Genomic DNA, 26,887 nt, shown 5'->3' with positions numbered 1-26,887 from the left:
ACGAATGCAACAGCTCAAACCACTAACATTACGCCGGAATTTTTCCTGGACTTTTACTGGTAATCTCGTTTATGCGGGTTCCCAGTGGGGGATGTTGGTGTTGCTTGCTAAATTGGGCAGTCCTGAAATGGTGGGGCAATTCACCTTGGGTTTGGCGGTGACAGCACCTGTTATCATGTTTACTAATCTGCAACTCCGGGCTATCCAGGCGACAGATGCTAAACAACAGTATGTTTTCGCGGACTATTTGGGTCTGAGGCTAATTGGCACCAGTTTAGCGCTGCTGATTATTGCAGGAATTACGCTGAAAGCTGGTTATCGCTGGGAGACTTCGCTAGTGATTTTGGCAATAGGACTAGCGAAGGCCTTCGAGTCGATCAGCGATGTGTTTTACGGCTTAATTCAGCAGCACGAACGGATGGATCGAATTGCGATCGCGCTCATGATCAAAGGCCCTCTATCGCTCTTATTCTTAAGTATTGGAGTGCTTATAACTAAAACTGTTGTGGGGGGAGCAGTAGGATTAGCTGTTGCCTGGGCTGTCGTGCTAATTGCGTGCGACATTCGCAACGGTGCGTTAATCCTGAAGAGTTCTCAAAAGACAGAAGAGGAGAATTTTTTAGAGACAGGATTCATCGCTTCTGAAGTCGGGGATCATTCTGACTCAACCGACAATTCAACCCCCTTAACCCCCCCTTGGCAAGATGGAAAAAAAAGTAAAAATCAGTTACTCCCGCGCTGGGATTTGAAAACCTTGGGAAAGTTAATATGGCTGGCTTTGCCTTTAGGTTTTGTGATGATGTTGATTTCCCTCAACAGTAATATCCCTCGATACTTTATTGAGCGGTATTTGGGAGAGCGACAACTGGGTATTTTTGGTGCAATATCTTACCTGATGGTAGCTGGACAAATGGTGGTGAGCGCGCTGGCGGAGTCGGCTAGTCCTCGACTGGCGAAATATTATGCAGCAGGAAATAGCACTGCTTTTCGTACTCTTCTATTCAAGTTGGTAGGGGTTGGTGCAGCCCTGGGAGGGACGGGTGTTTTAGTAGCTGTTGTTGCTGGGCGCGAGATATTGACTCTTCTCTATCGACCAGAATACGGTCAGCAAGCAGATTTGTTTGTGTGGCTGATGGTGGCGGCGGGAATGGGTTATATGTCTTCGTTTTTGGGTTACGGGATGACGGCTGCTAGGTACTTCCGAGTGCAAATGCCTTTGTTTGCTTTGGTGACAGGGAGTTCTGCGATCAGTTGTCTCTGGTTAATCCCGACTATGGGAGTGCGCGGGGCTGCGATCGCGCTGATCGTTGGGGCTGTTGTTCAAGCAAGTTTTAGTTTAGGGGCGATCGCTCATGCAATATACAAGCTCGACAGATATACAGAAAGAAAATAAAAACTGCAAAGGCGATCGTTCCCTACGCATTCTTCATGTCGTCGGTGGGATGAACCGGGGCGGGTTGGAAACGTGGCTGATGCACGTTTTGCGACATATCGATCGCGATCGCTTTCAAATGGACTTTTTGGTTCACACTGAAAAACCTTGCCCTTACGACGAAGAAGTGCGCACTCTTGGTAGCAAGATTATCCCGTGCCTCGATCCGTCAAAACCTTGGCTGTACGCGAGCAACTTCAAACGAATTTTACGCGAATACGGGCCCTATGACATTGTTCACAGTCACGTCCATCACTTCAGCGGTTACGTGCTTTGGTTAGCAAAACAGGCAGGAATATCTGTCCGCATTGCTCACAGCCACAACGATACCTCTTCAACAGAGGCTAAAGCAGGATTGTACCGACGTTTGTATCTTGATTTAAGCAAATGGTCGATCGCCCGATATGCAACAGTTGGTTTGGGATGCAGCCGCAACGCTGTCGCGGATTTATTCAGTTCAGCTTGGAAAACTGACCAGCGTTGGCGGGTACTTTACTACGGAGTGAATCTGAAATCGTTCCGCGCGAGCGTCAGCGCGATCGTAGTTCGTGCTGAATTGGGCATTCCTGCGGATGCTTTTGTTATCGGTCACGCCGGCAGATTTGAAGCGCAAAAAAATCATCTATTCCTTCTAGAAATTGCAGCAGAAGTTATCAAGCAAGAACCCAAAATGCACCTGTTACTGATGGGAGACGGCTCGCTACGCCCAAATATTCAGCAGAAAGCTGTGCAAATGGGTTTGGGCGATCGCGTCATCTTTGTCGGCAACAGGTCGGACGTACCCCGACTGATGTTAAATGCTGTAGATTTATTTCTTTTTCCATCCCTCCATGAAGGTTTGGGCTTAGTATTAATTGAGGCACAAGCAGCAGGACTGCCCTGCATTTTCTCGGACGTTGTTCCACAAGAAGCTGATTTAGTCAGACCTCTGCTACAACGAATTCCCCTGTCCAAATCCGCATCAGTTTGGGCAGAAGCGGTTATATCAGCAAGAAATTGCGCATCAGCAGCCCTTAGTCAAACAGATTCCTTAGCTATCGTAGAAAACAGCCCTTTCAATATAGCAGCGAGTGTCAAAACCCTGACAGAGGTTTACGAAGCTAACCTCTCAAACTCCTGACAGCAATCCGATCGTATCGTTTGTATTAAACCAGTTATTCAATTTATGTTGCGACAAGTCATTATAGTTATCGCGCTATCTGTGCTGTTTGGTGGAACATCTTTAATTAGCTTGGGAAGTTATAATATTCCTCTCGATCCAGCCGTCCTTAAATTGCGCTATTTGTTAGTGGCCTCAAGTTTACTAATTCTCATCCTCATGTCCCCGTTCAAACAGTGGGGTTTTCATCGTCAAGCTCGACCTCTTCTCCTGTTGTGGATGCTATTCGGCTGTGCATTAGTCGTATCGGGACTGGTTAACAATGACAAAGCTGTTTTTACGAACGGTTTTTGGCAGATGATTGCTGTCCCATTAGTTTTTTTTAATGCTCTACCAAAAGCTATGAAAGAAAATGCTAACATCCTCATGGGAATGGGACTTTTTCTAGGTCATACTCCCTATATTGTTACCTCTCTTGTCTCCTCTCCCCCTGGCAACGGTACACTATATCGCGGAGTATTTGCTAACTCCAATCAAATGGGATTTACCTGTGCAACCATGTCCGCTGGTTTATTTATTTTACTAATTGGTGCTTGGTTTGCCAAAAAATCATCGCTGTATTTATGGCTGATTGCTGCTGGTTTGTCCGGCATTTTTATTCTGATAATTTTAGCGAACTCCCGGACTTCAATGATGGTATGCTTTATTATGTTTGCTCTGTTTTTTGGGCAGGTTTTAAAAAATCCCATAGCAGTCAAAAAAATGATAACCATCGTGGCTGTGAGTGTGACGACAATCTTGCTATTTGGAGGAGAACAAATTGAGGCTATTAGCAAGAGTCTCAACAATAACTTTGAAGCTAAGGAAGGTTTGAGCGGAAGAGATCACATTTGGGGACAGACCTTAGACGAATCAGATTTAGTGGGTCACGGCACCAATTACTTTCAGTTAAACTTTGGACTCGGAGGACATAATACAATTATTGAAGTCATCGGACAAAATGGAATTATAGCAGCATATTTGCTAGTCGCTTTTGGGATCGCGAGTTTTTTCTATAGTTATGCCTATTTCAAAACTTATATCAAAGAGGATTGTGCTGCGATCGCTCCCTTCCTGATTACGGTATGCTTCTGGTTTTTATCTATGGCTGAAGGGATGTTTGGCTCATTAGGCAACGCTATGACACTTGCCTATATGCTGTCTGTAGGTATTGTGATTTCTAAACCACTAGAAACCAAAAGTAGGAAGGCCGAAATATGACTCAAAAATCTCCCTAATGCCTAATTTAAATCAATTTTTGCGACCTGGACATTCAAAGAAAACAAGACGGAATGAATTACAAAAATCGTAAAAAAAATGGCAACAAATGGCGTCGCTTGATTCTACTGCCCTCTCTCTTATTGATGTCGGCAATTATTTTTACTTTCGGTTCTAGCCTGATGGCAAATGTTGACTCATATTGTTCTCCTGCTATTGTCGCACCTGTAGCTGCTCTAACTCCGAAAAACCAGAAAATAGTAGAGATTCGTGCTGGCGGTACTACAGTGATTAATAAGAAACCATTTTTTCCATTTGGTTTCTATCACGTTTCCTGGGAATCAACAGCGGAAGAACGAAAGTCTGCTCTCCGCGATATCGCTGCTGCTGGATTTAACACAATTCATGCTTCGGCTACTAACATCGATGATTACGGAGATTTTCTAGACGAAGCTGAGCGGCTGGGAGTCTATGTTTTGACAGAGCAAAATTCCATCGGCCTCCAGAATTTAGTCAACGCTTTTAAGCAAAAACCTGCTGTACTCGGCTGGAGTATTGCTGACGATGTTGATAACGGCAAATGGAATGGCGATGATATTTTGAAATCTCACCAGCAAGCGAAGACAGTAGATCCAAACCACATCACTTACGTTAGTGGCTACTCAAATAAACTCAAGGGGTTTGCGAATTGTTCCGATGTCATTGCGAGGCAGTCTTATCCCATCAAAGGTCGGAAACCAGAAGAATTGCCGGCGACTTATTCTGATATATCGGAGGTGTGGGAAGCCACCTCTAAATTTAATCGCTCTACTTATGCTAATTTACAGACATACAATTGGCAATTTCACCCTTCCCAAAAATACGAAGGATCGCAAGCGCCCACGTTTGAGGAAGTGCGCAATATGACCTATCAAGCCTTGCTTGCCGGGAGTAAAGGGATTCTGTACTACACTTATCACGATTCGGCTTGGCATTTGCCAAACCACCCGGATTTGTGGGAGGGAGTCAAATCTTTAGTGCCTGAATTAAAAGTAATTAGTCCACTATTGCTCGAAGGAGATTTCCAAAAAATTGATACCAAAATGTCTAATATAGTAGCGGGGATATGGGTAGGCGAAGACCAAGCTGTCGCTGTTGTTGTCAACAGCAATTACGGCAAATCAAGAGAAGTGTCCCTAGAACTTCCGATCGAGGTGAGGGAAGCGCGATCGATGTTTCAGGGGCGTCCTTCTGGTATGAGTCTCAAGGGAGGGAAACTTTTTGGCTCGCTCAAACCTCTAGAGGTTCATGTTTACAGACTTGCTATTGGATCGGGACTTACGCAAACATCTGTAACGCCCAACCCCGATTTATGAATGCCAGCAATATTGGCAAAATAAGCTATCGCACTTTTGGAATAAAATGCTAGGAGAATTGCAAATTTTATGAAAGTAATTGTAACTGTTGAGCATCGCTTCGATCGCACTCCCGACGGAGCAGTGTGGACGCAAACAATGTTCGCACATTCGTACTGGATGCGTTACTTTGACGTTTTTGAGGAAGTCGTGCCGGTAGCCCGCGTCCGCGAAGTCTCTGCCGTGCCTTCAGACTGGATACGAGCCGACGGTGAAAGAGTTTCATTTGTCGCTGTTCCCTACTACATAGGGCCGTGGCAGTATCTGCTAAAAGCGCCACAAGTTCAGCACGCTGCCAGACAAGCAGTTGTCGCCAACGCCAATGATGCCGTCATTTTTTACGCTCCTTCTCAGATTGCTTATTGTATCGAACCCGTGCTGCGGGCCAGTGACCGTCCCTACGGCGTATATGTCATCGCCGATCCTTACGATGTCTTCGCCCCAGGCTCCGTCAAAAGCCTTTTGCGCCCCTTCTTACGCTGGCAGTCTCCCCGTCGGCTGCGAGAACACTGCGCCAACGCTAATGTCGCTGCCTATATTACAGAAAAAGCTCTTCAATTGCGATATCCGCCCAATCCAGAAGCTTTTAAAACCTACTATTCGATGGCCCAATTGCCCGAGGCTACCTGCGCTTCTGTTGGGCGATCGCCCCAGCCTCCAGGCAGCCCGCTGACCCTGATCGCTGTGGGTTCGCTAGCTCAACTCTATAAAGCTCCGGATGCGGCGATAGAAGCGGTGGCTATCTGTATGCGAGAAGGATTAGACATCAAGTTAATTTGGGTTGGAGACGGCAAGTACCGGGCAGAAATGGAGGCTCTAGTTGGAGCCCTGGGGTTAGCAGAGCGGGTCTTTTTTCGCGGGCAGTTGACTGCTGGCGATGCTGTACGCACCGAGTTGGATCGAGCAGACCTTTTTATCATGCCGTCCCACCAGGAGGGTTTACCCAGAGCAATGGTGGAGGCGATGGCACGAGCTCTACCGTGTATTGGCTCCACCGTAGGCGGCATCCCCGAATTGCTCGATCATGAGGATCTGGTGCCACCGGGCAATGCGGCTGCTTTGGCTAGCAAAATTCGCGAGGTAGTGACCGATCGCGATCGCATGGCACGGATGTCAGCCCGTAACTTAAACAAAGCCAAAGAGTATACAGATGAAGTGCTCCGCTCCAAGCGAAATGCGTTTTATCGCTGTGTGCGAGAACAAACCGAAGCATGGATAGATCGAAAATCATGAAAAAACTTTTAATGGTTACAACTATCCCAGATACCCTTCGGGCTTTTTTCCTACCTTTGGTAAGCCATTTACGGGAGCGGGGCTGGCAGGTTGATGGTATGGCTAAGGGAATTTCAAGTAATCTTGAATGTGTGCAGGCTTTCGATCGCGTCTGGGATGTAGAATGGTCGCGCAACCCATTAGATCCCAAAAATTTAATTGCTGCTCCTGCACAAATTCGGCACGCATTATCGCAAGAGCAATACGACTTAGTAAATGTGTCCACGCCCGTAGCTGCCTTTGTTACCCGCTACGCTCTTAATAATTTGAGAAAGCAGGAAAAAGTCAAGGTAATCTATACAGCCCAAGGCTTTCATTTCTACAAAGGAGGCTCCTTATACAAAAATGCTATATTCTTGGGACTGGAAAAGATTGCTGGGCCTTGGACGGACTATTTAGTAGTAGTTAATCGGGAGGATGAATCAGCAGCAAAGCGCTATGGTCTGATTTCTCCCGAACGAGTCCGTTACATCCCAGGAACTGGTTTAAATCTCGATCGCTTTAATCCCAGTGCTATTTCCGAAGCTGAGATCGTAGGAGTCCGTCAAGAGTTGGGACTAGGGTCTGAAAACCCTTTATTTTTGTCGGTAGCTGAATTTATTCCCCGCAAGCGCCCTGGAGATATTTTAAAAGCATTTGCCAAACTAGGTCGGCCTCAAGTACACTTAGCCTTGGCCGGAAATGGACTAATTTTTGAAGAAATGCAGCAACTAGCATCCGAATTAGGAATTCAAAAGCAAGTACATTTTTTAGGATTGCGGCGAGATATTCCTGTTTTGATGTGTGCCTCGGTAGCTACTCTGATTGCTTCTTCCCAAGAAGGACTGCCTAATTGCGTCATGGAATCTTTGTGTATGGAAATCCCCGTCATCGGTACAGATATTCGAGGTACTCGTGATTTATTAGAAAATGGCAATGGTTTGCTGGTAAAATTGGGAGATATCAACGGCATAGCATCAGCAATGACCTGGATTTTAGACCATCCAGACGAGGCTAAACAGATGGGCAAGCGAGGACGAGAAAATATGATTAATTATGACGTACCGCATATTCTAAAGCTATACGAGGCATTGTATGCTGAGACTGCATTGCTGCTAATTTAGCTGCTGCTAAAGTGCCGGAAGCTGTAGGTGAAATTTTCAATATAGGCGGAGGAAGTCGAGTTGCTTTAGCAGAAGTTATTCAGACTATGGAAAACATTGTCGATCGCCCGATTCGCATCAATTACCTAGAATCCAGCAAAGGAGATGCGCGAGATACTAGCGCTGACGTATCAAAAGCTCAGAAAATCTTGGGATATCAGGCACAGGTTTCTTTGAGAGAAGGGTTGAAGCAAGAATGGGAATGGGTGCAGTCTTTGTACGGTTAGAGTGTGCTGAACTTAATCAGATGCTGAATTAGCACTTCAGCATCTGATTAGGTTCTATTTTCCAGTATATTCTCGCTAACGATAGACTTACAATTATCCAGATATTAAAATCAAACTTATTGATTCAAACAGTCATTTGTGACCCAAAATAATCATATTATGGCTGGTCAGTCAAAATCATATTATCTGGGATAAATTTTTTACAAAAACTCATAGATATATGAGGATAAAAATTGCATCTATGTATGGTAAGATTGAATTATCTGCAAGATATAGAAGGTCAAGGTAGAGAAACTACTGAATACCAAATTCCCCCCTGCATATCACACTAATGGATCAGAAATATTGTATGATGGACAACAAGAAAGTTGATAGTACAGTAGGATTTCATAGTTGGAAATAGAAAAAAAATGCCTACTTTGAAATGAATGTGCAGGAAACTTTATATCAAACGAGTAGCGGTGAGGCTGTATGGAGATTTATTTGTATGGTTGTGGCGGACACGCCAAAGTTATTGTAGATATTTTATATCGGCAGAGACAAGTAGTTACGGCAATTGTTGATGATAACCCACCACCACAAATTACTGAAATTTATGGTATTCCAATTTACCCATCAGCAGAAAAACTGATGACAATCGATGTCGAAAATAGTCAATGGATTGTTGCTATAGGTAATAATCGCATCCGTAAGTATATAGCTCAGAAGCTCACAAATTTGGGATATTCTTTCACAACTGCAATTCATCCTTCAGCACAAATTGCATTAGGAGTTGAAATTGCTCCTGGTACCGTCATTATGGCTAATACTGCTATCAACACTGAAGCCAAAATCAACCATCACGTTATTGTTAATACTGGTACAACTATCGATCACGATTGCATAATTGATAATTATTGCCACATAGCTCCTGGCTCTTCTCTTTGCGGTCAAGTTCGTTTGGGTAAAAGTGTTTTATTAGGTGTTGGCACTAAAGTTTGTCCAGGCGTAGAAATTGGAGAGGAAACAACCTGTGGAGCAGGTTCAGTAGTTATTCACTCTCTTCCTTCCCATTGCTTAGCCTACGGTTGCCCAGCCAAAATAGTTGATACTAATTACTGCCACTAATATTTGTATCTATCATCAATGTTGTTACTTTACTTGCGAACTTTGCTGAATTAATGTTTGATTGTGTTGGATGGGTACTATTCAATATATTCCTGGGCAGAAGCTTGGTGGAAAACCAAACTGGTTATCCCTTCTGGATCGAGGCCCTTATCCTTATTGGTATCAAGTTGAGGAGGCTGAACAGATTTTGAAAAAAGTGGGTTTTCAAGTAGTTGCTGTGGGTTCTGGTTATCAGATCAAACAAGGAAGAATGCCAGAATCAATTGAAACATTAGCGAATGAACGCCTACAAGGAATGCTTTACTTTGTCTGTAAAAAATGAATGATGAGCAATGAACCATGAATAATCACCGATCGCCAATCACCAAATTCAGCAGATTAGTTAAGTGGGTATTAGATAGATTAGTTGCCGCGATCGCCCTACTGATTTTTTTTCCGCTACTTTTAATAGTGACGATCGCCATTTACATCCGCATGGGTGCGCCGGTTGTGTTCACACAACCCCGGCCAGGTAAAGACGGCAGCGTTTTCAACTTCTACAAATTTCGTACGATGACGAGCGATCGCGATACCGAAGGCAACTTGCTCCCTGACGACAAACGCCTAACTGCGATCGGTCAATTCTTGCGTCGCACCAGTTTGGACGAACTTCCGCAACTGTGGAACGTTCTCAAAGGAGATATCAGCCTTGTTGGCCCTCGCCCCTTATTAGTAAGATACCTAGAACGCTACAGCCCAGAACAAGCACGCCGCCACGATGTTATGCCCGGAATCACCGGGTGGGCGCAAATTAACGGTCGCAATGCCATTAGTTGGCCAGAAAAATTCAAACTAGATGTTTGGTATGTGGATAATTGGAGTTTGTGGCTGGATTTAAAAATACTGTTCCTCACAGTAGGTAAAGTTTTGGGACAAAAAGAAATCAGCCAAGAAGGTCATGTTACAAGTGAAGAGTTTAAAGGTAATGAATGAAGTCTCCCCAATGACAAAACAAATCCTCCTCTCAACTCCCCATATGGGCGAACTAGAACAAAAGTTCGTCCAAGAAGCCTTTGACACCAACTGGATCGCCCCCGTGGGCCCCCACGTCGATGCCTTTGAGCAGGAATTCTGCGATGTTGTCGGTTCCAGTCACGCGGCTGCTCTCAGTTCCGGTACTGCGGCTTTACATTTAGCTTTACAATTAATTGGTGTCAGTGCAGGCGATGAAGTTTTTTGCTCGACTCTGACGTTTATTGCTACGGCGAGTCCGATTACTTATTTAGGCGCAAAACCTGTTTTCATTGATAGCGATCGCACCACATGGAACATGAATCCAGAATTGTTGCGAGAAGCCCTGGACAAACGAGCCAAATTAGGAAAATTGCCCAAAGCTGTTGCGATCGTGCACCTCTACGGTCAAAGTGCCGATATTGACCCTATTTTAGCAGTTTGCAATGACTATGAAATACCGCTAATTGAAGATGCGGCCGAATGCCTAGGAGCTACTTACAAAAACCGTTCTCCGGGAAGTTTTGGCAAAATCGGCATTTTCTCATTCAACGGCAATAAAATTATCACCACTTCCGGCGGCGGAATGTTAGTTTCCGACGACCAAAAACTGGTAGAAAAAGCCCGTTTCTTGGCGACGCAAGCACGCGATCCGGCTCCTCACTACCAACACACGGAAATCGGCTACAACTACCGCCTCAGCAACGTTTTAGCGGGGATTGGTCGCGGTCAATTGCGCGTTTTGGGCGATCGAGTCGAGGCGAGACGGCACAATTTTGAGGTTTACAAACAAGCTTTGGGAAATCTGCCGGGAATCGAATTTATGCCGGAAGCTGATTTCGGGCGCGCTACTCGCTGGCTGACTTGTTTGACAATTAATCCTGCTGCTTTCGGTGCCGATCGAGAACAAGTTCGCCTCGCACTTGCAAAACAGAAAATAGAAGCGCGTCCGGTGTGGAAACCTTTGCATTTGCAGCCTGTATTTGCTGACTGCGAATGTATCGGAGGTGAAGTTGCTGAGGAGTTATTTGAGCAGGGTCTTTGCTTGCCTTCGGGATCGAATTTAACTGAAGAAGATTTAGAACGAGTCACCAGCGCGATCTTAGCTTTGTAGTAAGGAATGCAAGTCCTTATTAGGTTTGTAGTAAGGACTCGATCTTTTGTTTGCTAACTAAAAAATTGCCAAAAATTCAGAGATATAATTATATATTGACTTGGGAGATACTGTCAACAGTATTTTTTCGGAAATATCGAAGTGTAAATAAAATTAGGTAGCTTAGATGCAGGAGCGATCGCACTCTGTTGACTGTATTTGAAAATGCTAAGTTAATTAAAGATTTTATGAAGGTTGCCGATAAGTCTTTACATTGTCGATCGAAATTTTGTTATTGTATTAGCAAGTTGGATTCGATCGACTGAATCGTTGTACCACAGTCTTACACTCTAAACAGAACGGCAGTTTCCCCCATGAGAATTTTAGTCACAGGCGGTGCGGGTTTCATCGGTTCCCATCTGATCGATCGCTTAATGGCCCAAGGACACGAGGTAGTCTGCCTGGATAACTTTTACACCGGGACTAAGCGTCATATCCTCAAATGGCTGGACAACCCATACTTTGAGCTGATCCGCCACGACATCACAGAACCGATTCGCCTAGAAGTAGATCAGATTTACCATCTGGCTTGTCCAGCTTCCCCAATACACTATCAGTACAATCCTGTCAAGACAATTAAAACAAACGTCATCGGCACGATGAATATGTTGGGATTGGCGAAACGGGTGAAGGCAAGATTTTTTCTGGCTTCCACGTCAGAAGTGTACGGCGACCCGGATGTTCATCCCCAAACAGAAGATTATCGCGGTAATGTTAATTGTATCGGTATTCGGAGCTGTTACGACGAGGGGAAGCGAGTAGCTGAAACCCTATCTTTTGATTACCACCGCCAAAATGGGGTAGATATTCGAGTCGTGCGAATTTTCAATACCTATGGCCCCCGGATGTTGGAGAATGACGGCAGAGTTGTGAGCAATTTTATCGTTCAAGCTTTGCGAAATCAACCGCTGACCGTGTATGGCGACGGTTCCCAAACGCGGAGTTTTTGCTACGTTTCCGATTTGGTGGAAGGATTTATTCGACTGATGAATAGCGACCAAATCGGGCCGATGAATCTGGGGAATCCCGGCGAATATACTATCTTGGAGCTGGCACAGAAAATTCAAAACATGATTAATCCCGGGGCAGAAATTATCTTTAAACCGCTGCCGGAAGACGATCCAAAACAGCGACAACCGGATATTACTCTTGCTAAAAATTGGTTGGGTTGGGAGCCAACTGTGCCACTGGATCAAGGTTTAGAGTTGACTATAAAGGATTTTCGCGATCGCATTGAGGGAAATCTCAATTAGAGAGGGGAGAGTGGGAAAGTGAGACAGGAGGAGAATTTTTACTTCTAACTTATTTCCACTTCCCTCGGACTTCCTCAATCTGCAATCTGCAATCTGACTAATAACCACTGACTAATAACAACTATCAACTGTCAACTATCAACTGTCAACTATCAACTATCAACTGTCAACTATCAACTGTCAACTATCAACTGTCAACTGTTTACTAACTTTGAGGAGATTTCTATGCGTGTATGCGTCATCGGTACAGGATACGTTGGCTTAGTCACCGGCACTTGCTTGGCCCACATCGGCCACCACGTGATTTGTGTTGATAACAACGAAGAAAAAGTTAAATTAATGAAGTCCGGACAGTCGCCAATTTTTGAGCCCGGACTGTCTGAATTAATGCAATCGGCTTCTCAATCGGGAAATCTAGAATTCACTTCGGATTTAGCAGCAGGAGTTGCTCACGGGGACATTTTATTTATTGCGGTGGGGACGCCTCCTTTACCTACTGGGGAAAGCGATACTCGCTACGTGGAAGCGGTGGCGCGCGGCATTGGGGCTCACCTCGACGGCGATTATAAAGTGATTGTCAACAAATCTACGGTACCTATCGGTTCGGGAGATTGGGTGCGGAGGATTGTATTAGACGGTTTGGCCGAGCGTCAAAAAGCTCAAAGCGGTGACGGGGTTTCGGGTGAGGAAGTAGCAGCAAAAACTGGTGTGGCATTTGATGTGGTTAGCAATCCGGAGTTTTTGCGGGAGGGCTGCGCGGTTCACGATACGTTTAATCCCGATCGCATTGTTCTCGGCAGCAACTCTCAGCGGGCGATGGATATGATGCTAGAGTTATACAGGCCGATTGTCGATCGCAAGTTTGCAGAAAATGCGTCTTTGCCCGCGGTGCCCGTGGTGATGACTGATATCAGTTCCGCAGAAATGATTAAGTACGCAGCTAATGCTTTTTTGGCGACTAAGATTAGCTTTATTAATGAAGTTGCTAATATTTGCGATCGCGTCGGTGCAGATGTTACCCAAGTAGCCAAAGGTATCGGTTTAGATTCGCGAATTGGCGGCAAGTTTTTGCAAGCTGGCATTGGTTGGGGCGGTTCTTGTTTCCCGAAAGATGTTTCAGCATTAGTTCATACTGCTGAAGATTACGGTTATGAGGCGCATTTGCTGAAGGCCGCAGTGGAAGTTAACGAACGCCAGCGATTGATTGCAATTGAAAAGTTGCAGCAAGTTTTGAAGATTCTTAAAGGTAAAACTGTCGGACTTTTGGGCTTGACTTTTAAGCCGGATACTGATGATTTGCGGGATGCTCCTTCGCTAAATTTAATCGAGAATTTGAATCGGTTGGGAGCAAGAGTTAAAGCTTACGATCCGATTGTTTCTCAAACTGGAATGCGTCATGGTTTGTCGGGAGTTTTGGTAGAAACCGATCCGGAAAGGTTGGCTGATGGTTGCGATGCTTTGGTGTTGGTGACTGATTGGGAACAGTTTCGGAATTTAGATTATGAAAAAATGGCGAAGTTGATGGATCATGCGGTGATGATTGATGGCCGCAATTTCTTAGATAAGAAGGTTTTAGAAGCGGCTGGTTTCCAATACGTGGGAATTGGAAGATAAGAAAGAGTTTTGAGTAGCATCTCTATCCCGTAGGGTGCGCCTAAGATCACCATTGGTGTCAACTTAACGCTAAATTCCTTGATAAATCTCGCTTTTAGCGGAGTCTCGATCCCCCTAAATCCCCATTTTTAAGGGGGACTTTGAACGCTCTTGTCCCCCCCTTTTTTAAGGGGGGCTAGGGGGGATCGGGGCCTAATAGTAAAACAGTAGACTGGTACTAAGTTTGACCTTAAGTTGACACGCTTTGCATTGCGCACCTTACATTTACTGGTAGCGAACAATCGAGGTAAATCCGCGTGCTTTAGAAACTTTCCATTAAGGTTTTTTCTTGAGCGTAAACATCCCGTAGTTGTTGCAGTGCTGGGGTAGAAATTACTGATTTAACTGTAGCGACTAATTTACCCCATTCATACAAGCTGTCAACTGAAACAGCGGCTTTGAAGTTGTACGCATAGAATTTAGTCCAAAATTCTGGTGCTTGGGTGCGTTTCCAGCGTTTGTACCAGCCGAGATAGTCTTGGGTGCAGGCTGGTTTTACTTCTAAGATTGGGGGGAAATCGGCGTAGCTGACGAACCTGCTGAGGCCTTTGGCGTGCACGTACACCATGTTGTGACAGCATTCGATTCGGTAAATTTGGTCGGGTGTGATGTTGAACAAAAGTGCTACTGTTTCTTCGGTGACAAATCTCGATCGCGGATTGACGATCGACGATTTGTGAATAATTTTTGATTCGCCGATCTCTGACGATCTTAACTGATTTTCTGATATCATTGTAGGTGCATCTGGTGGTTGGTAAATCTATCTGCTGGGTGCGATCGACAGAAATTATCTGTCGGGATTAATTTTAACTGGCGATCGTCTTTAGTTTCGCTGACCGGGGGCGATCGCTTTTTGCTATATTATACTAAATCCAAAATTTTGTAAAGAGTTTATATGAGTAAAGGCTTAGTCAGGCTGCGGGTTCGAGAGTTGGCGGCCGAGAAGGGATGGACGCTGAAGGAGGTTGCGGAGCGATCGGGCGTGGGGTACAGTACGATTAGCAATTATGCCCGCTCTCAGGGGATGGCGATGGTTGACTTTGCAGCAGTGCACAAGTTGGCCCGCACTTTTGATGTGATGATTGAGGATTTTGTGGTAATTATGGAAAAGTAGGTGCTTTTTGGCGATCGAGTATTTGGTGTAGATTATATCAGTTTTAAATCTGATAAACTGGTTCCAAGGCTCTGCCTGGGAACCCAGATTCAGAGGCTCTGCCTCGGCTGGTAGAATGGAGGCAGAGCCTCCAGATATGCGTTACCAGGCAGTGCCTTGGAACAAGTAGATAATCGTCCCGAAATTTGGACACGGCAGTGCCGTTTCCCTACCGGAAATTTAATCGCAAAAGTAGAGATGATATCTAGAAGTATCAGCTATCAAGAAGAATTGATTGAATCTCTGAAAGACCCTTTAGAGGCTGCTCCTTATATTGAGGCTTGCTTGGAAGAAGAGAATTTTGAGGTGCTAAAGCTCGCATTAAATGATGTTGTTGAAGCCCGTCACAGGATGAATGAACTCTCAGAAGATGCTACACCACTTTTGGCAAAATTGGGCGAACTATTGTCTGAGAAAAAAGGAGCAGAAATTTACTGTTTGATTGCTTTACTTGATGCACTCGGTTTTCAACTGACGGTGACTGTTAAGCAGAGAAATTCCTGAAGCCATCGATCGCAACTAAAGTCGATCGCCTATAATCAAACTAACCCCTTGCAATAGCCCATCAGGAGAACCGTCAAATGTCTGATCCGATTACCTTGGGCTTGCTTTTCACAGTCGCTTGGCAAGGCATTCTGGGGACTCAAGTTAATGATGCAGCAAAGCACCTTTGTTTGACTGGAATCAAACAAGTATCACGAAACGGGAAAATTGTCAATCACGATTTAGAAAAAGCGCTAAAAACTTCTTTCCTGAAAGCTCAGCAACAAATCGCCTCAGAATGCAAACAGGAAATCGATCCGAAAAATAGCGCTAACCGAGACAGTTTTGCCTATTCGCTGCAAGACAGGCGCAGGGATTTTGATTGGTTGAAACGAAAGCTCGAAAAGCTCAAATTAGAGTTAGAGCAAGTTGAGAAAGAAACAGTCCCGTCTGGAATTCCGATTGAGGGTTTAGATGAGATAGAATTGCTGCTGACTGCGACAGATGAGTTAAAGCAGAATCGGGTAGCAGCAGTTAAGCAAAAACTGCTGGAAGTTGCCCTGGAAAATTGCGATGTCGCACCATACAAAACCAAGTTAGAGCAAGAGTTATTTGCCTTGGTATCAGCATACTTTGCTCAGGAAATCAAGGAAAATGAAAAGGTTTTTCAGATATTTACCGGGCAGAGTTTAACGCGGATCGATCGCACAACCCAAGAGATGTATGCTTGGCTTGAGGAGATTGTCGAAAAGAGCCGGATTGTTTACCAACCGATTGACTGGCAGAGTATTTGTCAGCAGATTTTAGACGAAAAAGAACAGCAGCGGCTTAGTAGCAATCAGCTAACTTTTGGCAACCATCAAATTGATGATGTTTATGTGCCGCTGGGTTTGGTGGAACGGCACAAAGTGCCTGACAAGCGCCCGGATTTGGCGGCTGAGGAAGGTTCGGATTTGTACCGCGAAAAAGAAGTAACTCAAACCTTTGAACATAGCGAGTTTCTCGAACAAGTTTTGCGGGGAGGAAGTAGCCCGAAAAGCAATGGGAAGCGGTTAGGAATTATTGGGGAACCGGGGGCGGGGAAAACTACGCTGTTGCGGCAGATTGCTAATTGGGTTGCTGCTGAAATTTCGGAGGCGATTGTGATTTGGGTGTCTTTGGCAGATTTGCAGGGGAAGGATTTAGAAACCTATTTATTTGATAGTTGGCTGCTGGCGGCAATTAAGAGGGTTGGGAAGGCTGAGGCGACGGCGGATATTAAGGATGATTTTTTAGCTTTGTTTAATGCTGAGCGGGTTTGGTTGGTGTTGGATGGCGCGGATGAGATGGCTGCGGGTGATGGTAATCCTTTGGCGGAAATTCAGCGGCAAATTAGAACTGGCGGCTGTGTTCAAAGGGCGCGGATTGTGCTAAGTTGTCGGCAGAATGTCTGGGATGCGATCGGCTCTGCGTTGGATACTTTTGATACTTATCGTACTCTGGAGTTTTCCTATCCTGAACAGGTGGAAATGTTTATTGATAAGTGGTTTGGAACCCCCCCTAACCCCCCCTTGCTAAGGGGGGGGACAAGAGAGGAAGAAGAGGTGACAGGAGAAGTAGAACCTCTTACTCCCCCCTTAGCAAGGGGGGCTGGGGGGGTGCTTTCCCAACAGCTACGGGAAGCATTAGCAGCATCGGGGAAAGAGCGAATTCAAGACTTAGTAAAAAACCCTCTGAGATGTTCGCTGCTGTGCGGTACTTGGCAGTCGTTGGATGGGGATTTGCCGGACACTAAGGCTAAGCTTTATCGGCGGTTTGTGACTACTTTGTATCAGTGGAAGAAACCGCTCCTGAATTGGAGTCAGCAGCAGGAGTTGAATGCGGCTTTGGGGAATTTGGCTTTTGCTGGGATGTTAAATGAAACGTCGCGGTTTCAGTTACGAGAAAGTGTGGGATATCGGGTGATGGGTGCATCGCTGTTTGAGTTGGCTGGCGATTTGGGTTGGCTGAATTTGGTGGCGAGGGATGCGGAGACGATGGAAGGGATTTATGCTTTTTATCATCCGACTTTTCAGGAATATTTTGCGGCTTTGGCGGTTGAGGATTGGCACTTTTTCTTGAATCATTTTCCTAAGAATCCGCAGCATCCTGATGCTCGATATCGCATTTTTGAGAAGCAGTGGAAGGAGGTTATTTTGCTGTGGTTGGGGCGTGAGGAGGTTGGGAAAGAGGAGAAGGAAGCGTTTATTAAGGCGTTGGTTGAGTTTGAGGATGGGTGTGATGGATTTTATAAATATCGGGCGTATTTTATGGCGGCTGCGGGGATTGCTGAGTTTAAGGATTGTAGTATTGCTGATGAGATTGTATCTCAGATTGTTAAGTGGGGATTTGGTTATTTTAATGAAGAAAAACAGGAGTGGGAAACATTTCTCTATCCACTTCTTGGAGAGGGTTCAAGGGAGATAATGAAAGAGACGGATAGGGAAAGGGCTATCTCCGCTTTAGTCCAGTTAATCGATACTTATCAGATTGATGAATATACCCGGATAGAAGTAGCAGAAAGCTTAGGAGGAATATACAAAGATTACCCAGAAGCTATCTCCGCTTTAGTCGAGTTAACCCGCAATTCAGGTGATGAAAAGACCCGGTGTCTAGCGGCACATAGCTTAGGGAAAATAGACAAATATCACCCAGTTGCGATCGAAGCTTTAGTCGATTTAATCGGTACTTGTCAGCAGGAATCTACCGGGAGTCTAGCGGCATATAGCTTAGAAGAAATAGGCCAAGATAATCCAGTTGTGATCGAAGCTTTAGTCGATTTGATCGGTACTTGTCAGCAGGAATCTACCGGGAGGAAAGTGGCACGAATTTTAGAAAAAATAGGCAAAAACAACCCAGTTGCGATCGAAGCTTTAGCGGAGTTGATTCGCAATTCAGGTGATAAGTTTACCCTGATAAAAGCGGCACATATCTTAGGGGTAATAGACAAAAACAACCCAGTTGCGATCGAAGCTTTAGCGGAGTTGATTCGCAATTCAGGTGATAAGTTTACCCTGATGAACGCCGCACTTAGCTTAGGGACAATAGACAAAGATAACCCAGTTGCTATCGAAGCTTTAGTGGAGTTAATTCGCAGTTCAGGTGATGAATCTATCGAATGGCAAGCTGTATATAACTTAGCGCAAATAGGCAAAGATAACCCCGTGGCGATCGTCGCTTTAGCCGAGTTAATCCGCAATTCAGGTCGTGATGAAGTTATCCTGCGGGGGCTAGCGGGATATAACTTAGGTAAAATAGACAAAAATAACCCAGTCGCGATCGAAGCTTTAGTCGAATTAATCCGCAATTCAGGTGATGAATCTATCCGTAGGGTAGCAGCATCTAGCTTAGGGCGAATAGGTAAAGATAACCCAGTTGCGATCGCCACTTTAGTCGAGTTCATCCGTACTTGTCAGGATGAAAGTACCCTGATCGACGTGGCATATAGCTTAGGAAATATAGGTAAAGATAACCCAGTTACGATCGCCACTTTAGTCGAGTTAATCGGTAATTATCAAAATGAACATATTCGTTGGCAAGCGGCAGAAAGTTTAGAAAAAATAGACAAAGACAACCCACTTGTCGTCGCGACTTTAGTTGAGTTAATCCGCAATTCAGGTGATGAAGGTACGCGGAGTAAAGCGGCATATAGATTACCGGAAATCATGAAAGATAAACACTTCGCGATCGCAGTCTCAGGATTGAAAGACTGCCTAACTTCCGAAGTACGTGAAAACGATTTAGATCGCTTTAAAAGATGCTACGAAGTCATCTGGAACTGTGCCCAAAATCTGACTTACCCAGACTTTTATCAAGCATGGCACACTCAACCCACCAATTGCCCAATACCCTACAACCACCGACAAAACACCGATCGCACCACACTCCTAAAACAACTCAAACCCACAGATAAAGCCTTCCCCGTGCCCCTCAACATTCGCGCCCTAGAAGGCGAAACCGATATAAGCGCGATCGCCCAAGAACTCTGTACCCAACTATATCAAACAATCTTCCCCGCAGATACAGACATCCCCGCAATCCGCAACGCCCCCGAATTCAAGCGATTAATTCCCCAACTCAAAAATCGGCTGCAAAAACCGCACATCGCCTTAATTTTGCACTCATGCCCCTGCGAAAATGCGCTTTCGTCTTTCACCCGCAAACTCGCCGACTCTCACATGGGTATTCATATCGCCTGGATTACCGATACACCGCTGGAATTGCCATTAACAGGTTTTGCCGCCGATGGAGAGGATTTGTTGGATGCGGTGCAGAATTGGATTGCGGGGATTGGTGCGTGATGTTGGGGCGGACACGGCAGTGCCGTTTCCCTACGGATGTTATGGGAAATATGGCCGGACACGGCAGTGCCGTTTCCCTACGGATATATTAGGAGAATGTGCGATCGAACTTCACGTATTATTCGATCGAATTTGGCCGGACACGGCAATGCCGTTTCCCTACGGATATATTATGCAAATGTGTGGCCAGACATCACATATCATCGAATAAAATACGGTAGGGAAACGGCACTGCCGTCTCCGTATTCGGCCAGACATCACATCTCATCGAATCAAACATGGTAGGGAAACGGCACTGCCGTCTCCGTATTCGGCCTTTAACCTACAATACTAATTCACACACGCCATCAATCGAGCCTCCCCAAAAGACTCCCCCAAACCATGTCCAAGCAAAAAAAGACCCCAGCCAAAACCTACACCGAAATCAACCTCAGCGACCCCCAATACTACTTCAACCGAGAACAAAGCTGGCTAGAATTCAACAACCGCGTGCTCCACGAAGCCCTAGACCCCCGCACGCCCCTCCTAGAAAGACTCAAATTCCTCGCTATTTTTAGCTCAAACCTAGACGAATACTTCATGGTGCGAGTAGCGGCCCTGAAACAGCAAGTAGAAGCAAAAGTCAGCAAATTGACCTCCGACGGCAGCAAGCCCCAAGAACAGCTAGATGCCATCCACAAGCGCTTGTTGCCGATGGTGACTCAGCAACACGCCTATTTTGACCAAACCCTGCGGCCGAAATTAGTAGCAAACGGCATCCACATTCTCGACTACATTGACCTCAATCAAGAACAGCGAAATTACTTGCACCGCTACTTCCAAGAACAAGTATTTCCCGTACTCACACCCCTAGCAGTTGACCCCAGTCATCCATTCCCCTTTCTATCCAATCTCAGTCTTAATTTAGCAGTAATTGTCAGAGATCCCGACACCCGCGAAGAACTATTTGCCCGCGTCAAAGTACCGCAGGTTTTGCCCAGATTTTTGCAGCTACCAAAGGATTTGCAGTGGCAGCAAAAAGGCAAATCTCCTGTGTGGACGGGCGTACCTCTAGAACAGGTAATCGCCCACAATTTAGAGGCTTTGTTTCCGGGGATGGACATTCAGGAATATCACCCGTTTCGGATTACTCGCAATTCCGATTTGACTGTGGAGGAAGAGGAGGCAGAGGATTTGCTGCTGGCCATAGAACAGGAACTCCGCAAGCGCCGATTTACAGGTTCTGCGGTGCGCCTGGAAATTCAAGCGATTATGCCGCCTGCACTGCGAGATATGTTGATGGATGAGTTGGATATCGGTGAGCAGGATGTTTACGTCGTAGAAGGGCTGCTAGGCCTCAAGGATTTGATGAATTTTATCGGGCTGCCGGTGCCGGAACTCAAAGACCAGCCTTGGACTCCGGTGGTGCCGCCCCGTTTGCGGAACTCGGAATCGCCGATGATTTTAGGCAAATCGATGTTGGATGTTGAGGAGGGTGAGGATATTTTCACGGCAATCCGCCAGGGGGATTTGATGCTGCATCATCCTTATCACTCGTTTGCGGCGACTGTCCAGCGGTTTATTACTGAGGCGGCGTACGATCGCTCGGTATTAGCGATTAAGATGACTTTATACCGCACTTCTGGTGATTCGCCGATCGTCAGTTCTTTAATTCAAGCAGCGGAAAACGGCAAGCAGGTAGCCGTTTTAGTAGAGCTCAAAGCCCGGTTTGACGAAGAAAATAACATTAATTGGGCTCGCAAGTTAGAACAAGCGGGAGTGCACGTAGTTTACGGTTTGGTGGGACTCAAAACCCACACCAAGATTGTGATGGTAGTCCGCCGCGAGACCAATTGCATCCGCCGCTACGTCCACATCGGCACGGGAAATTACAACCCGAAAACGGCTGGACTGTATACGGATGTGGGTTTGTTGAGTTGTCGCGAAGATTTGGGTGCGGATTTGACGGACTTGTTTAATTATTTAACCGGTTATTCGCGGCAGATAACTTATCGAAAATTGTTGGTGGCGCCGGTCAATATGCGCGATCGATTTTTAGCTTTAATCCGCCGCGAGGCCGACTTCTGCCGCTTGAATGCCGAAAACGGCACGGGTAGCTGCGGCCGAATTGTCGCGAAAATGAATGCTTTAGTTGACCCTCAAATCATTGTTGCTTTGTACGAAGCATCGCAAGCTGGTGTTAAAATTGATTTGATTATTCGGGGGATTTGCTGTTTGCGTCCCGGCGTTGAGGGTGTTAGCGACAATATCAAAGTTATCAGTATTATCGGCCGCTTTTTAGAACATTCGCGGATGTTTTATTTTTTCAACGGTGGTGCCGAAGAGGTGTATATTGGTTCTGCTGACTGGATGCAGCGCAATCTCACAAGGCGGGTAGAGGCGATCGTGCAAGTGGAAGATCCGACTATTCTGATGGAGTTGCAAGAAATCTTGGGTGTGATGTTGGCGGACAATCGCCAAGCTTGGGATTTGCAGCCTGCGGGACACTATTCTCAGCGGCGGCCTCCTGCTAATTCCCCGGAGGTGAGCTCTCAGCAAATTTTAATGGATATGGCGATGAGTTAGTCAGTTGACAGTTGACAGTTGACAGTGGTCAGTGGTCATTGGTCAGTGGTCATTGGTCAAATTTGCAGTTAGTCGTTGTCAGTTATTGTTAGCTATTAAGCTGTACTGCATTTAACTTTAACTGTTAGGGCGAGCAAGATGCCCACCCCAGAAAGTTTTTAATACACCGAAATATGCAAATTAAATGCGCGACAACTCTCAACTGCCAACTGCCAACTGCCAACTGCCAACTGCCAACTGCCAACTGTCAACTGTCAACTGCCAACTGTCAACTGTTAAAAGTGCGTTTAAATTCTTCTAACAAATCGTCAATTTCCTCGATCGCCTGACTGACATCGATTCTCAGAGCTCCCAAGTCCGATCGGTCTAACAGTCGCACCAGGGATTCCCGCTTGACTTCGATCTCTGCTACGCGCTCTTTGATTGTCTGTACATCCATGGTTTTTGGCCTTTGCTAGTATTAACAAAAATATGTGACTTTCCCCCCTGCGTACAGACGGGGATTCTTAATTCACAGACCTACCTTTTCCCAGCCAATCCTGCACTATTTTTATATTGTAAGTGATGAACGTGCTAAGAACTTTTAAGTCTGTGTTATAGTTTGATTGTACATCAAAACTTTAGCCTAACTTCAGCGCAGAAAAGGCGGACGTTTGGTATCGGTGGGTTTGTTTTTCATCATTTCAGCTAAAAAGCGCTTCAGGGCCTTCTCGCGGTTTTTCATAAAAGCAGACCAAAATCCCGGTTGATATTCATCCATTGTCTTGGCTAGGGCCCAGACATCGATCGCTAAGATATTATAAAGCCTTTCATCTTCGCGTTTGAGCGAGTTAATCTGCTCTAGAACCGACTTGTTTGCTCCAGCATTTTGTTTGTCTTCGTCTTTAATCATGTCCGAAAATTGGTTGAAAGGGCAAGAGGATCGATCGCGACCTCAACTCTCTATACTTTAATCATACTGCCGATCTCGACTGCCTTCTGGAAGCAACGCCGCGCCCTTAACACAGATATTCAGCCGTAGCGCAGCCTCGATGGAAAGCGGGATAAATTGCTGAATCTGAAGACAAGATTGTGGATGCACACAGTTTCGGCGCTCCTAGATGCTAGCAGTTTTCGCGGGTCTTTTGGCAAAAAAACTAAATTTATTCCAGACTTCTTGCCCGATAATAATTAAAGTATATTATTTTTGTCCGACTACTTACCTCACTAATATGTTACGTAAAACTTCTTTAGCAAGCCTAGCCTTAGTGGTGGGCGGTATTTTAGCAGCAGTTGGCTTTTATGCCTACTTCACCGACAAACCTACCCTCAACCTAGCCGGGTTTTTTTATGGAATTCCCCTGTTGCTGGGAGGTTTGGCGCTGAAAGCGGCCGAACTCGAACCCGCGGAGTTCACCGAACCAACCTCTGGCGAAGTTCTCCGGCTGCGAGAAAGTCAGGCCACAGATACTCAAAACCAAGTCCGCAAAGATGTCACCCGATTTCGCTACGGTCAACCAGCTCACTTAGATGATGCCCTGGAACGCTTGGGAATGGCCCCGACCGACGAGGAACGCCCCCTCCTCCAAGGGTTGCGGGAAGTTGATGTGGATGGTGCCTATGGGTTGATTTTAGAGTTTTATTCGCCGCTAATGCCGATCGAATTCTGGGAAGAAAAGCAAGAAAAAATAGCTACTTTTTTTGGCCCTGGTTTGCGCGCGCAAGTGACTCAAAAGCCTAATGAAAAAATTGAATTGGCTTTAATTACAAGTCCTAAAGCTTAAATAGTTTGCGAGCGTCGCACGCTGAATTCAGAAACTCTGTTTCTCCCTCTAATATTATGTCCGGTAAATTACCATTAATAAAAACGGTTTGTAGTGAGGACTAAAGTCCTCACTACAAACGAATTTTATTATGGTCGTTCTCTTCGGACATGATATACAGCAACAGAAAATTATTGAGCGCACAAGTTTTGCACCCAAATTTTAAACATCTTAAATAGCAGATTTATCGATTTCGGAAAACAAGCGAGAACGAGTAATAAAACGCTCTCCGTCCGGCCCTTCCAGAGAAAAATCGCTGCCTCCGGGCCCCTGTACTACGTCTAGGATTAACTGCGTGTGCTGCCAATGTTTGTATTGCTGCGCTGCAATATAAAAAGGACAACCGCCTAGTTTTCCCAGCAATACATCGCCACCGCCAACGATTAATTCTCCGTTGGGATAGCACATGGGAGAACTACCGTCGCAGCAGCCGCCGGATTGATGAAACATCAATTCTCCGTGCTGGGTTTTGAGGTAGTCTATTAGTTTCAAGGCGGCTGCGGTGGCGGTGACTTTGGGGATTGTTTGCATTTTAGAAGTGATTAGATTTTTTGCATAAATCATTCATTGATACATAAACCGCAGATGTAGGGCAGATAAACACAGATAAACGCAGATAATTTCAAGATAATTTGGAAATGAGTGCAATCTTGTCTCTTGTAGGGTGCGTCAGGACTGAATATTTTGACTAGAAACTCAGAATTTTTCCGCCTGACGCACCCTAGGATTAATTAGTACGCAATGCTTAGAAGAAGCCTAAAGCTTTGGGGCTGTAGCTGACCAACAAATTCTTGGTTTGTTGGTAGTGATCCAACATCATTTTGTGGTTTTCGCGGCCGATACCGGATGATTTGTAGCCGCCGAATGCTGCGTGGGCGGGATACAAATGATAGCAGTTTGTCCACACGCGGCCTGCTTGAACGGCGCGGCCCATGCGGTAGGCGGTGTTGATGTCGCGCGTCCAAACTCCTGCGCCTAAACCGTAGAGGGTATCGTTGGCAATTTCTAAAGCTTCGGCTTCGTCTTTGAATGTGGTGACTGCTAATACTGGGCCGAAGATTTCTTCTTGGAAAATTCGCATTTTGTTGTTTCCTTTGAAGACTGTCGGCTGGAAATAATAGCCGTCTTGCAAGTCGCCGGATAAGGTGTTTCTTTCGCCGCCAATCAGGCATTCTGCGCCTTCTGCGCGGCCGATTTTGACGTATTCGGCGATTTTTTCCATCTGGTTGACGGAGACTTGCGCGCCTAGGGCGGTTGTCGGATCTAGGGGGTTGTCTTGTTTGATTTGGCGGATGCGATCGATCGCCCTTTCCATAAATCGATCGTAAATTGACTCTTGAATTAACGCCCGCGAGGGACAAGTGCAAACTTCGCCTTGGTTGAAAGCAAACATCACCAATCCTTCGACGGCTTTGTCGAGGAATTCGTCATCTTGGGCGCAGACATCCTCAAAGAAAATGTTGGGGGATTTTCCGCCTAATTCTAGGGTGACGGGGATGACGTTTTGCGAGGCGTATTGCATGATCAGCCGGCCCGTGGTTGTTTCACCAGTGAAGGCTACTTTCGCAATTCGGGGGCTGGTGGCGAGGGTTTTGCCGATTTCGGCTCCTGGCCCGTTAACCACGTTGATAACGCCGTCTGGTACTAAGTCGGCGATGATTTCCATCAACACTAGAATTGAGGCGGGGGTGGGCCCGGCTGGTTTGAGGACTACGCAGTTGCCGGCGGCGAGGGCTGGGGCGAGTTTCCAGGCGGCCATTAAAATTGGGAAGTTCCAGGGGATGATTTGTCCGATGACGCCTAGGGGTTCGTGGAAGTGGTAGGCGACTGTTGTTTCGTCGAGTTCGCCGATCGACCCTTCTTGGGCTCGGATGCAGCTTGCGAAGTAGCGGAAATGGTCGATCGCCAGCGGGATGTCTGCTAGTCTGGTTTCGCGAATTGGTTTACCGTTGTCCCAGGTTTCGGCGATGGCGAGGCGATCGAGGTTTTCTTCCATGCGATCGGCTATTTTGTGCAACACCCGCGCCCTGTCTGCTGGGTTCGTCTTACCCCACTTGTCTTTCGCAGCGTGGGCGGCATCTAGTGCCAATTCTACATCCTCGGCGCTCGATCGGGGAATTTGACAAATTGATTTTCCGGTAATTGGCGAAAGGTTTTCCGAGTATTTCCCCTTCACCGGTGCTACCCACTTCCCGCCGATAAAGTTGTCGTAACGAGCTTGAAAAATCGACTGACTGCCGGATTGAACAGGTGCTGCTACTACCATTTTATTACCTAATTAAAATTTGTTTTCGCGGACTTGTGAAATCTCTTAAATATCAACTATCGTCTATTTTCTGGAACTTGGGTTATTTCATATACAAAATTTTACATTGTTTCAATAAAATAGGAATTACGCACGCATACCTCAGAAACCAGGTTTCTACGTATATTTCTCGTTCCTTGTCGCCATATTTTCGTAGAAACCTGGTTTCTAACCAGACGTAATTCCTGTACAAATACCCCCGCCTAATCCGCCATCTTACCAGAAATAATTGGTTTAAAGCCGGAACCCTTTGAGTGAGAAATTAAAACAAGACTATTCAT

General features: G+C 45.8%; 23 protein-coding genes and 1 pseudogene. 19 read left to right on the top strand and 5 right to left on the bottom strand.

From position 1 onward, the window contains the following. Positions 1–4: 4 nt before the first annotated feature. The 13 genes and pseudogenes from QUB68_RS06760 (at position 5) to QUB68_RS06700 (ending at position 13,940) form a co-directional block, all read left to right on the top strand. Positions 5–1,393 (top strand): lipopolysaccharide biosynthesis protein, encoded by a 1,389-nt coding sequence (locus QUB68_RS06760; protein ID WP_332990593.1) that lies wholly within the window; start codon positions 5–7, stop codon positions 1,391–1,393. Further along, positions 1,353–2,552: a glycosyltransferase family 1 protein gene (locus QUB68_RS06755; RefSeq protein WP_332990592.1), complete on the top strand. Its 1,200-nt coding sequence runs from the start codon at positions 1,353–1,355 to the stop codon at positions 2,550–2,552. Before QUB68_RS06760 ends, QUB68_RS06755 begins: the two co-directional genes overlap by 41 nt. Before the next feature lie 45 nt (positions 2,553–2,597). Further along, on the top strand, positions 2,598–3,791 hold the full coding sequence (locus tag QUB68_RS06750) for an O-antigen ligase family protein (protein ID WP_332990591.1): 1,194 nt from the start codon (positions 2,598–2,600) through the stop codon (positions 3,789–3,791). Between the two features lie 71 nt (positions 3,792–3,862). After that, entirely contained in the window at positions 3,863–5,143 is a 1,281-nt protein-coding gene (locus tag QUB68_RS06745; protein ID WP_332990590.1) for a hypothetical protein, read from the top strand. 69 nt (positions 5,144–5,212) lie between these two features. Further along, complete coding sequence (locus QUB68_RS06740; protein ID WP_332990589.1) at positions 5,213–6,415, top strand: glycosyltransferase family 4 protein; 1,203 nt, start codon at positions 5,213–5,215, stop codon at positions 6,413–6,415. A gap of 11 nt (positions 6,416–6,426) precedes the next feature. Further along, positions 6,427–7,557 carry a glycosyltransferase gene (locus QUB68_RS06735; RefSeq protein ID WP_332990587.1) on the top strand — a complete coding sequence of 377 codons (1,131 nt, stop codon included), beginning with the start codon at positions 6,427–6,429 and terminating at the stop codon, positions 7,555–7,557. Then, positions 7,536–7,823 (top strand): annotated as a pseudogene (locus QUB68_RS06730) (NAD-dependent epimerase/dehydratase family protein); the annotation flags it as partial. The gene QUB68_RS06735 and the pseudogene QUB68_RS06730, both read left to right, overlap by 22 nt. Positions 7,824–8,294: 471 nt before the next feature. After that, complete coding sequence (locus QUB68_RS06725) at positions 8,295–8,930, top strand: acetyltransferase (RefSeq protein ID WP_332990586.1); 636 nt, start codon at positions 8,295–8,297, stop codon at positions 8,928–8,930. A 70-nt stretch (positions 8,931–9,000) separates the two neighbouring features. Continuing rightward, positions 9,001–9,252, top strand: coding sequence for a hypothetical protein (locus QUB68_RS06720; RefSeq protein WP_332990585.1), 252 nt, complete (start codon positions 9,001–9,003; stop codon positions 9,250–9,252). A 17-nt stretch (positions 9,253–9,269) separates the two neighbouring features. Beyond that, entirely contained in the window at positions 9,270–9,902 is a 633-nt protein-coding gene (locus QUB68_RS06715) for a sugar transferase (protein WP_332990584.1), read from the top strand. Positions 9,903–9,912: 10 nt separating this feature from the next. Continuing rightward, positions 9,913–11,034, top strand: a complete 1,122-nt coding sequence (locus tag QUB68_RS06710) for a DegT/DnrJ/EryC1/StrS family aminotransferase (RefSeq protein WP_332990583.1) — start codon at positions 9,913–9,915, stop codon at positions 11,032–11,034. A gap of 353 nt (positions 11,035–11,387) precedes the next feature. Continuing rightward, positions 11,388–12,326: a UDP-glucuronic acid decarboxylase family protein gene (locus QUB68_RS06705; protein ID WP_332990582.1), complete on the top strand. Its 939-nt coding sequence runs from the start codon at positions 11,388–11,390 to the stop codon at positions 12,324–12,326. 225 nt (positions 12,327–12,551) lie between these two features. Further along, a complete protein-coding gene (locus QUB68_RS06700; protein WP_332990581.1) occupies positions 12,552–13,940 on the top strand; it encodes a UDP-glucose dehydrogenase family protein in 1,389 nt (462 codons plus the stop codon). 301 nt (positions 13,941–14,241) lie between these two features. On the opposite strand, the gene QUB68_RS06695 is transcribed toward QUB68_RS06700, so the two are convergent. Further along, a complete protein-coding gene (locus QUB68_RS06695) occupies positions 14,242–14,712 on the bottom strand; it encodes a hypothetical protein (RefSeq protein WP_332990579.1) in 471 nt (156 codons plus the stop codon). Between the two features lie 162 nt (positions 14,713–14,874). Between QUB68_RS06695 and QUB68_RS06690 the strand changes: the two genes are divergently transcribed. From QUB68_RS06690 to ppk1, 5 genes are all read left to right on the top strand, one after another. Continuing rightward, positions 14,875–15,093, top strand: a complete 219-nt coding sequence (locus tag QUB68_RS06690) for a helix-turn-helix domain-containing protein (RefSeq protein WP_265239067.1) — start codon at positions 14,875–14,877, stop codon at positions 15,091–15,093. Between the two features lie 156 nt (positions 15,094–15,249). After that, positions 15,250–15,636 carry a helix-turn-helix domain-containing transcriptional regulator gene (locus QUB68_RS06685; RefSeq protein ID WP_332990577.1) on the top strand — a complete coding sequence of 129 codons (387 nt, stop codon included), beginning with the start codon at positions 15,250–15,252 and terminating at the stop codon, positions 15,634–15,636. A gap of 77 nt (positions 15,637–15,713) precedes the next feature. After that, positions 15,714–19,934 (top strand): HEAT repeat domain-containing protein, encoded by a 4,221-nt coding sequence (locus QUB68_RS06680; RefSeq protein ID WP_332990575.1) that lies wholly within the window; start codon positions 15,714–15,716, stop codon positions 19,932–19,934. Next, positions 19,897–20,145 carry a hypothetical protein gene (locus QUB68_RS06675; protein WP_332990573.1) on the top strand — a complete coding sequence of 83 codons (249 nt, stop codon included), beginning with the start codon at positions 19,897–19,899 and terminating at the stop codon, positions 20,143–20,145. Before QUB68_RS06680 ends, QUB68_RS06675 begins: the two co-directional genes overlap by 38 nt. A gap of 170 nt (positions 20,146–20,315) precedes the next feature. After that, complete coding sequence (gene ppk1, locus QUB68_RS06670; protein WP_332990571.1) at positions 20,316–22,499, top strand: polyphosphate kinase 1; 2,184 nt, start codon at positions 20,316–20,318, stop codon at positions 22,497–22,499. Between the two features lie 268 nt (positions 22,500–22,767). On the opposite strand, the gene QUB68_RS06665 is transcribed toward ppk1, so the two are convergent. Together QUB68_RS06665 and QUB68_RS06660 are read right to left on the bottom strand one after the other, a co-directional pair. Continuing rightward, positions 22,768–22,938, bottom strand: a complete 171-nt coding sequence (locus tag QUB68_RS06665) for a hypothetical protein (protein ID WP_332990568.1) — start codon at positions 22,936–22,938, stop codon at positions 22,768–22,770. 192 nt (positions 22,939–23,130) lie between these two features. Next, positions 23,131–23,391 carry a hypothetical protein gene (locus QUB68_RS06660; RefSeq protein WP_332990566.1) on the bottom strand — a complete coding sequence of 87 codons (261 nt, stop codon included), beginning with the start codon at positions 23,389–23,391 and terminating at the stop codon, positions 23,131–23,133. 319 nt (positions 23,392–23,710) lie between these two features. On the opposite strand from QUB68_RS06660, the gene QUB68_RS06655 reads away from it, so the two are divergent. Continuing rightward, positions 23,711–24,262 carry a DUF2854 domain-containing protein gene (locus tag QUB68_RS06655; protein ID WP_332990565.1) on the top strand — a complete coding sequence of 184 codons (552 nt, stop codon included), beginning with the start codon at positions 23,711–23,713 and terminating at the stop codon, positions 24,260–24,262. 210 nt (positions 24,263–24,472) lie between these two features. On the opposite strand, the gene QUB68_RS06650 is transcribed toward QUB68_RS06655, so the two are convergent. After that, the gene (locus QUB68_RS06650) at positions 24,473–24,832 is read right to left on the bottom strand and encodes a DUF779 domain-containing protein (protein ID WP_332990564.1); all 360 of its coding nucleotides are present in this window, start codon (positions 24,830–24,832) and stop codon (positions 24,473–24,475) included. A 214-nt stretch (positions 24,833–25,046) separates the two neighbouring features. Beyond that, positions 25,047–26,567, bottom strand: a complete 1,521-nt coding sequence (exaC, locus tag QUB68_RS06645) for an acetaldehyde dehydrogenase ExaC (RefSeq protein WP_332990563.1) — start codon at positions 26,565–26,567, stop codon at positions 25,047–25,049. Positions 26,568–26,887: the final 320 nt, after the last annotated feature.

Source organism: Microcoleus sp. A006_D1 (assembly GCF_036702805.1).
Taxonomy (GTDB): Bacteria; Cyanobacteriota; Cyanobacteriia; order Cyanobacteriales; family Microcoleaceae; genus Microcoleus.
This window is presented reverse-complemented; position numbering and strand designations above follow the sequence as displayed.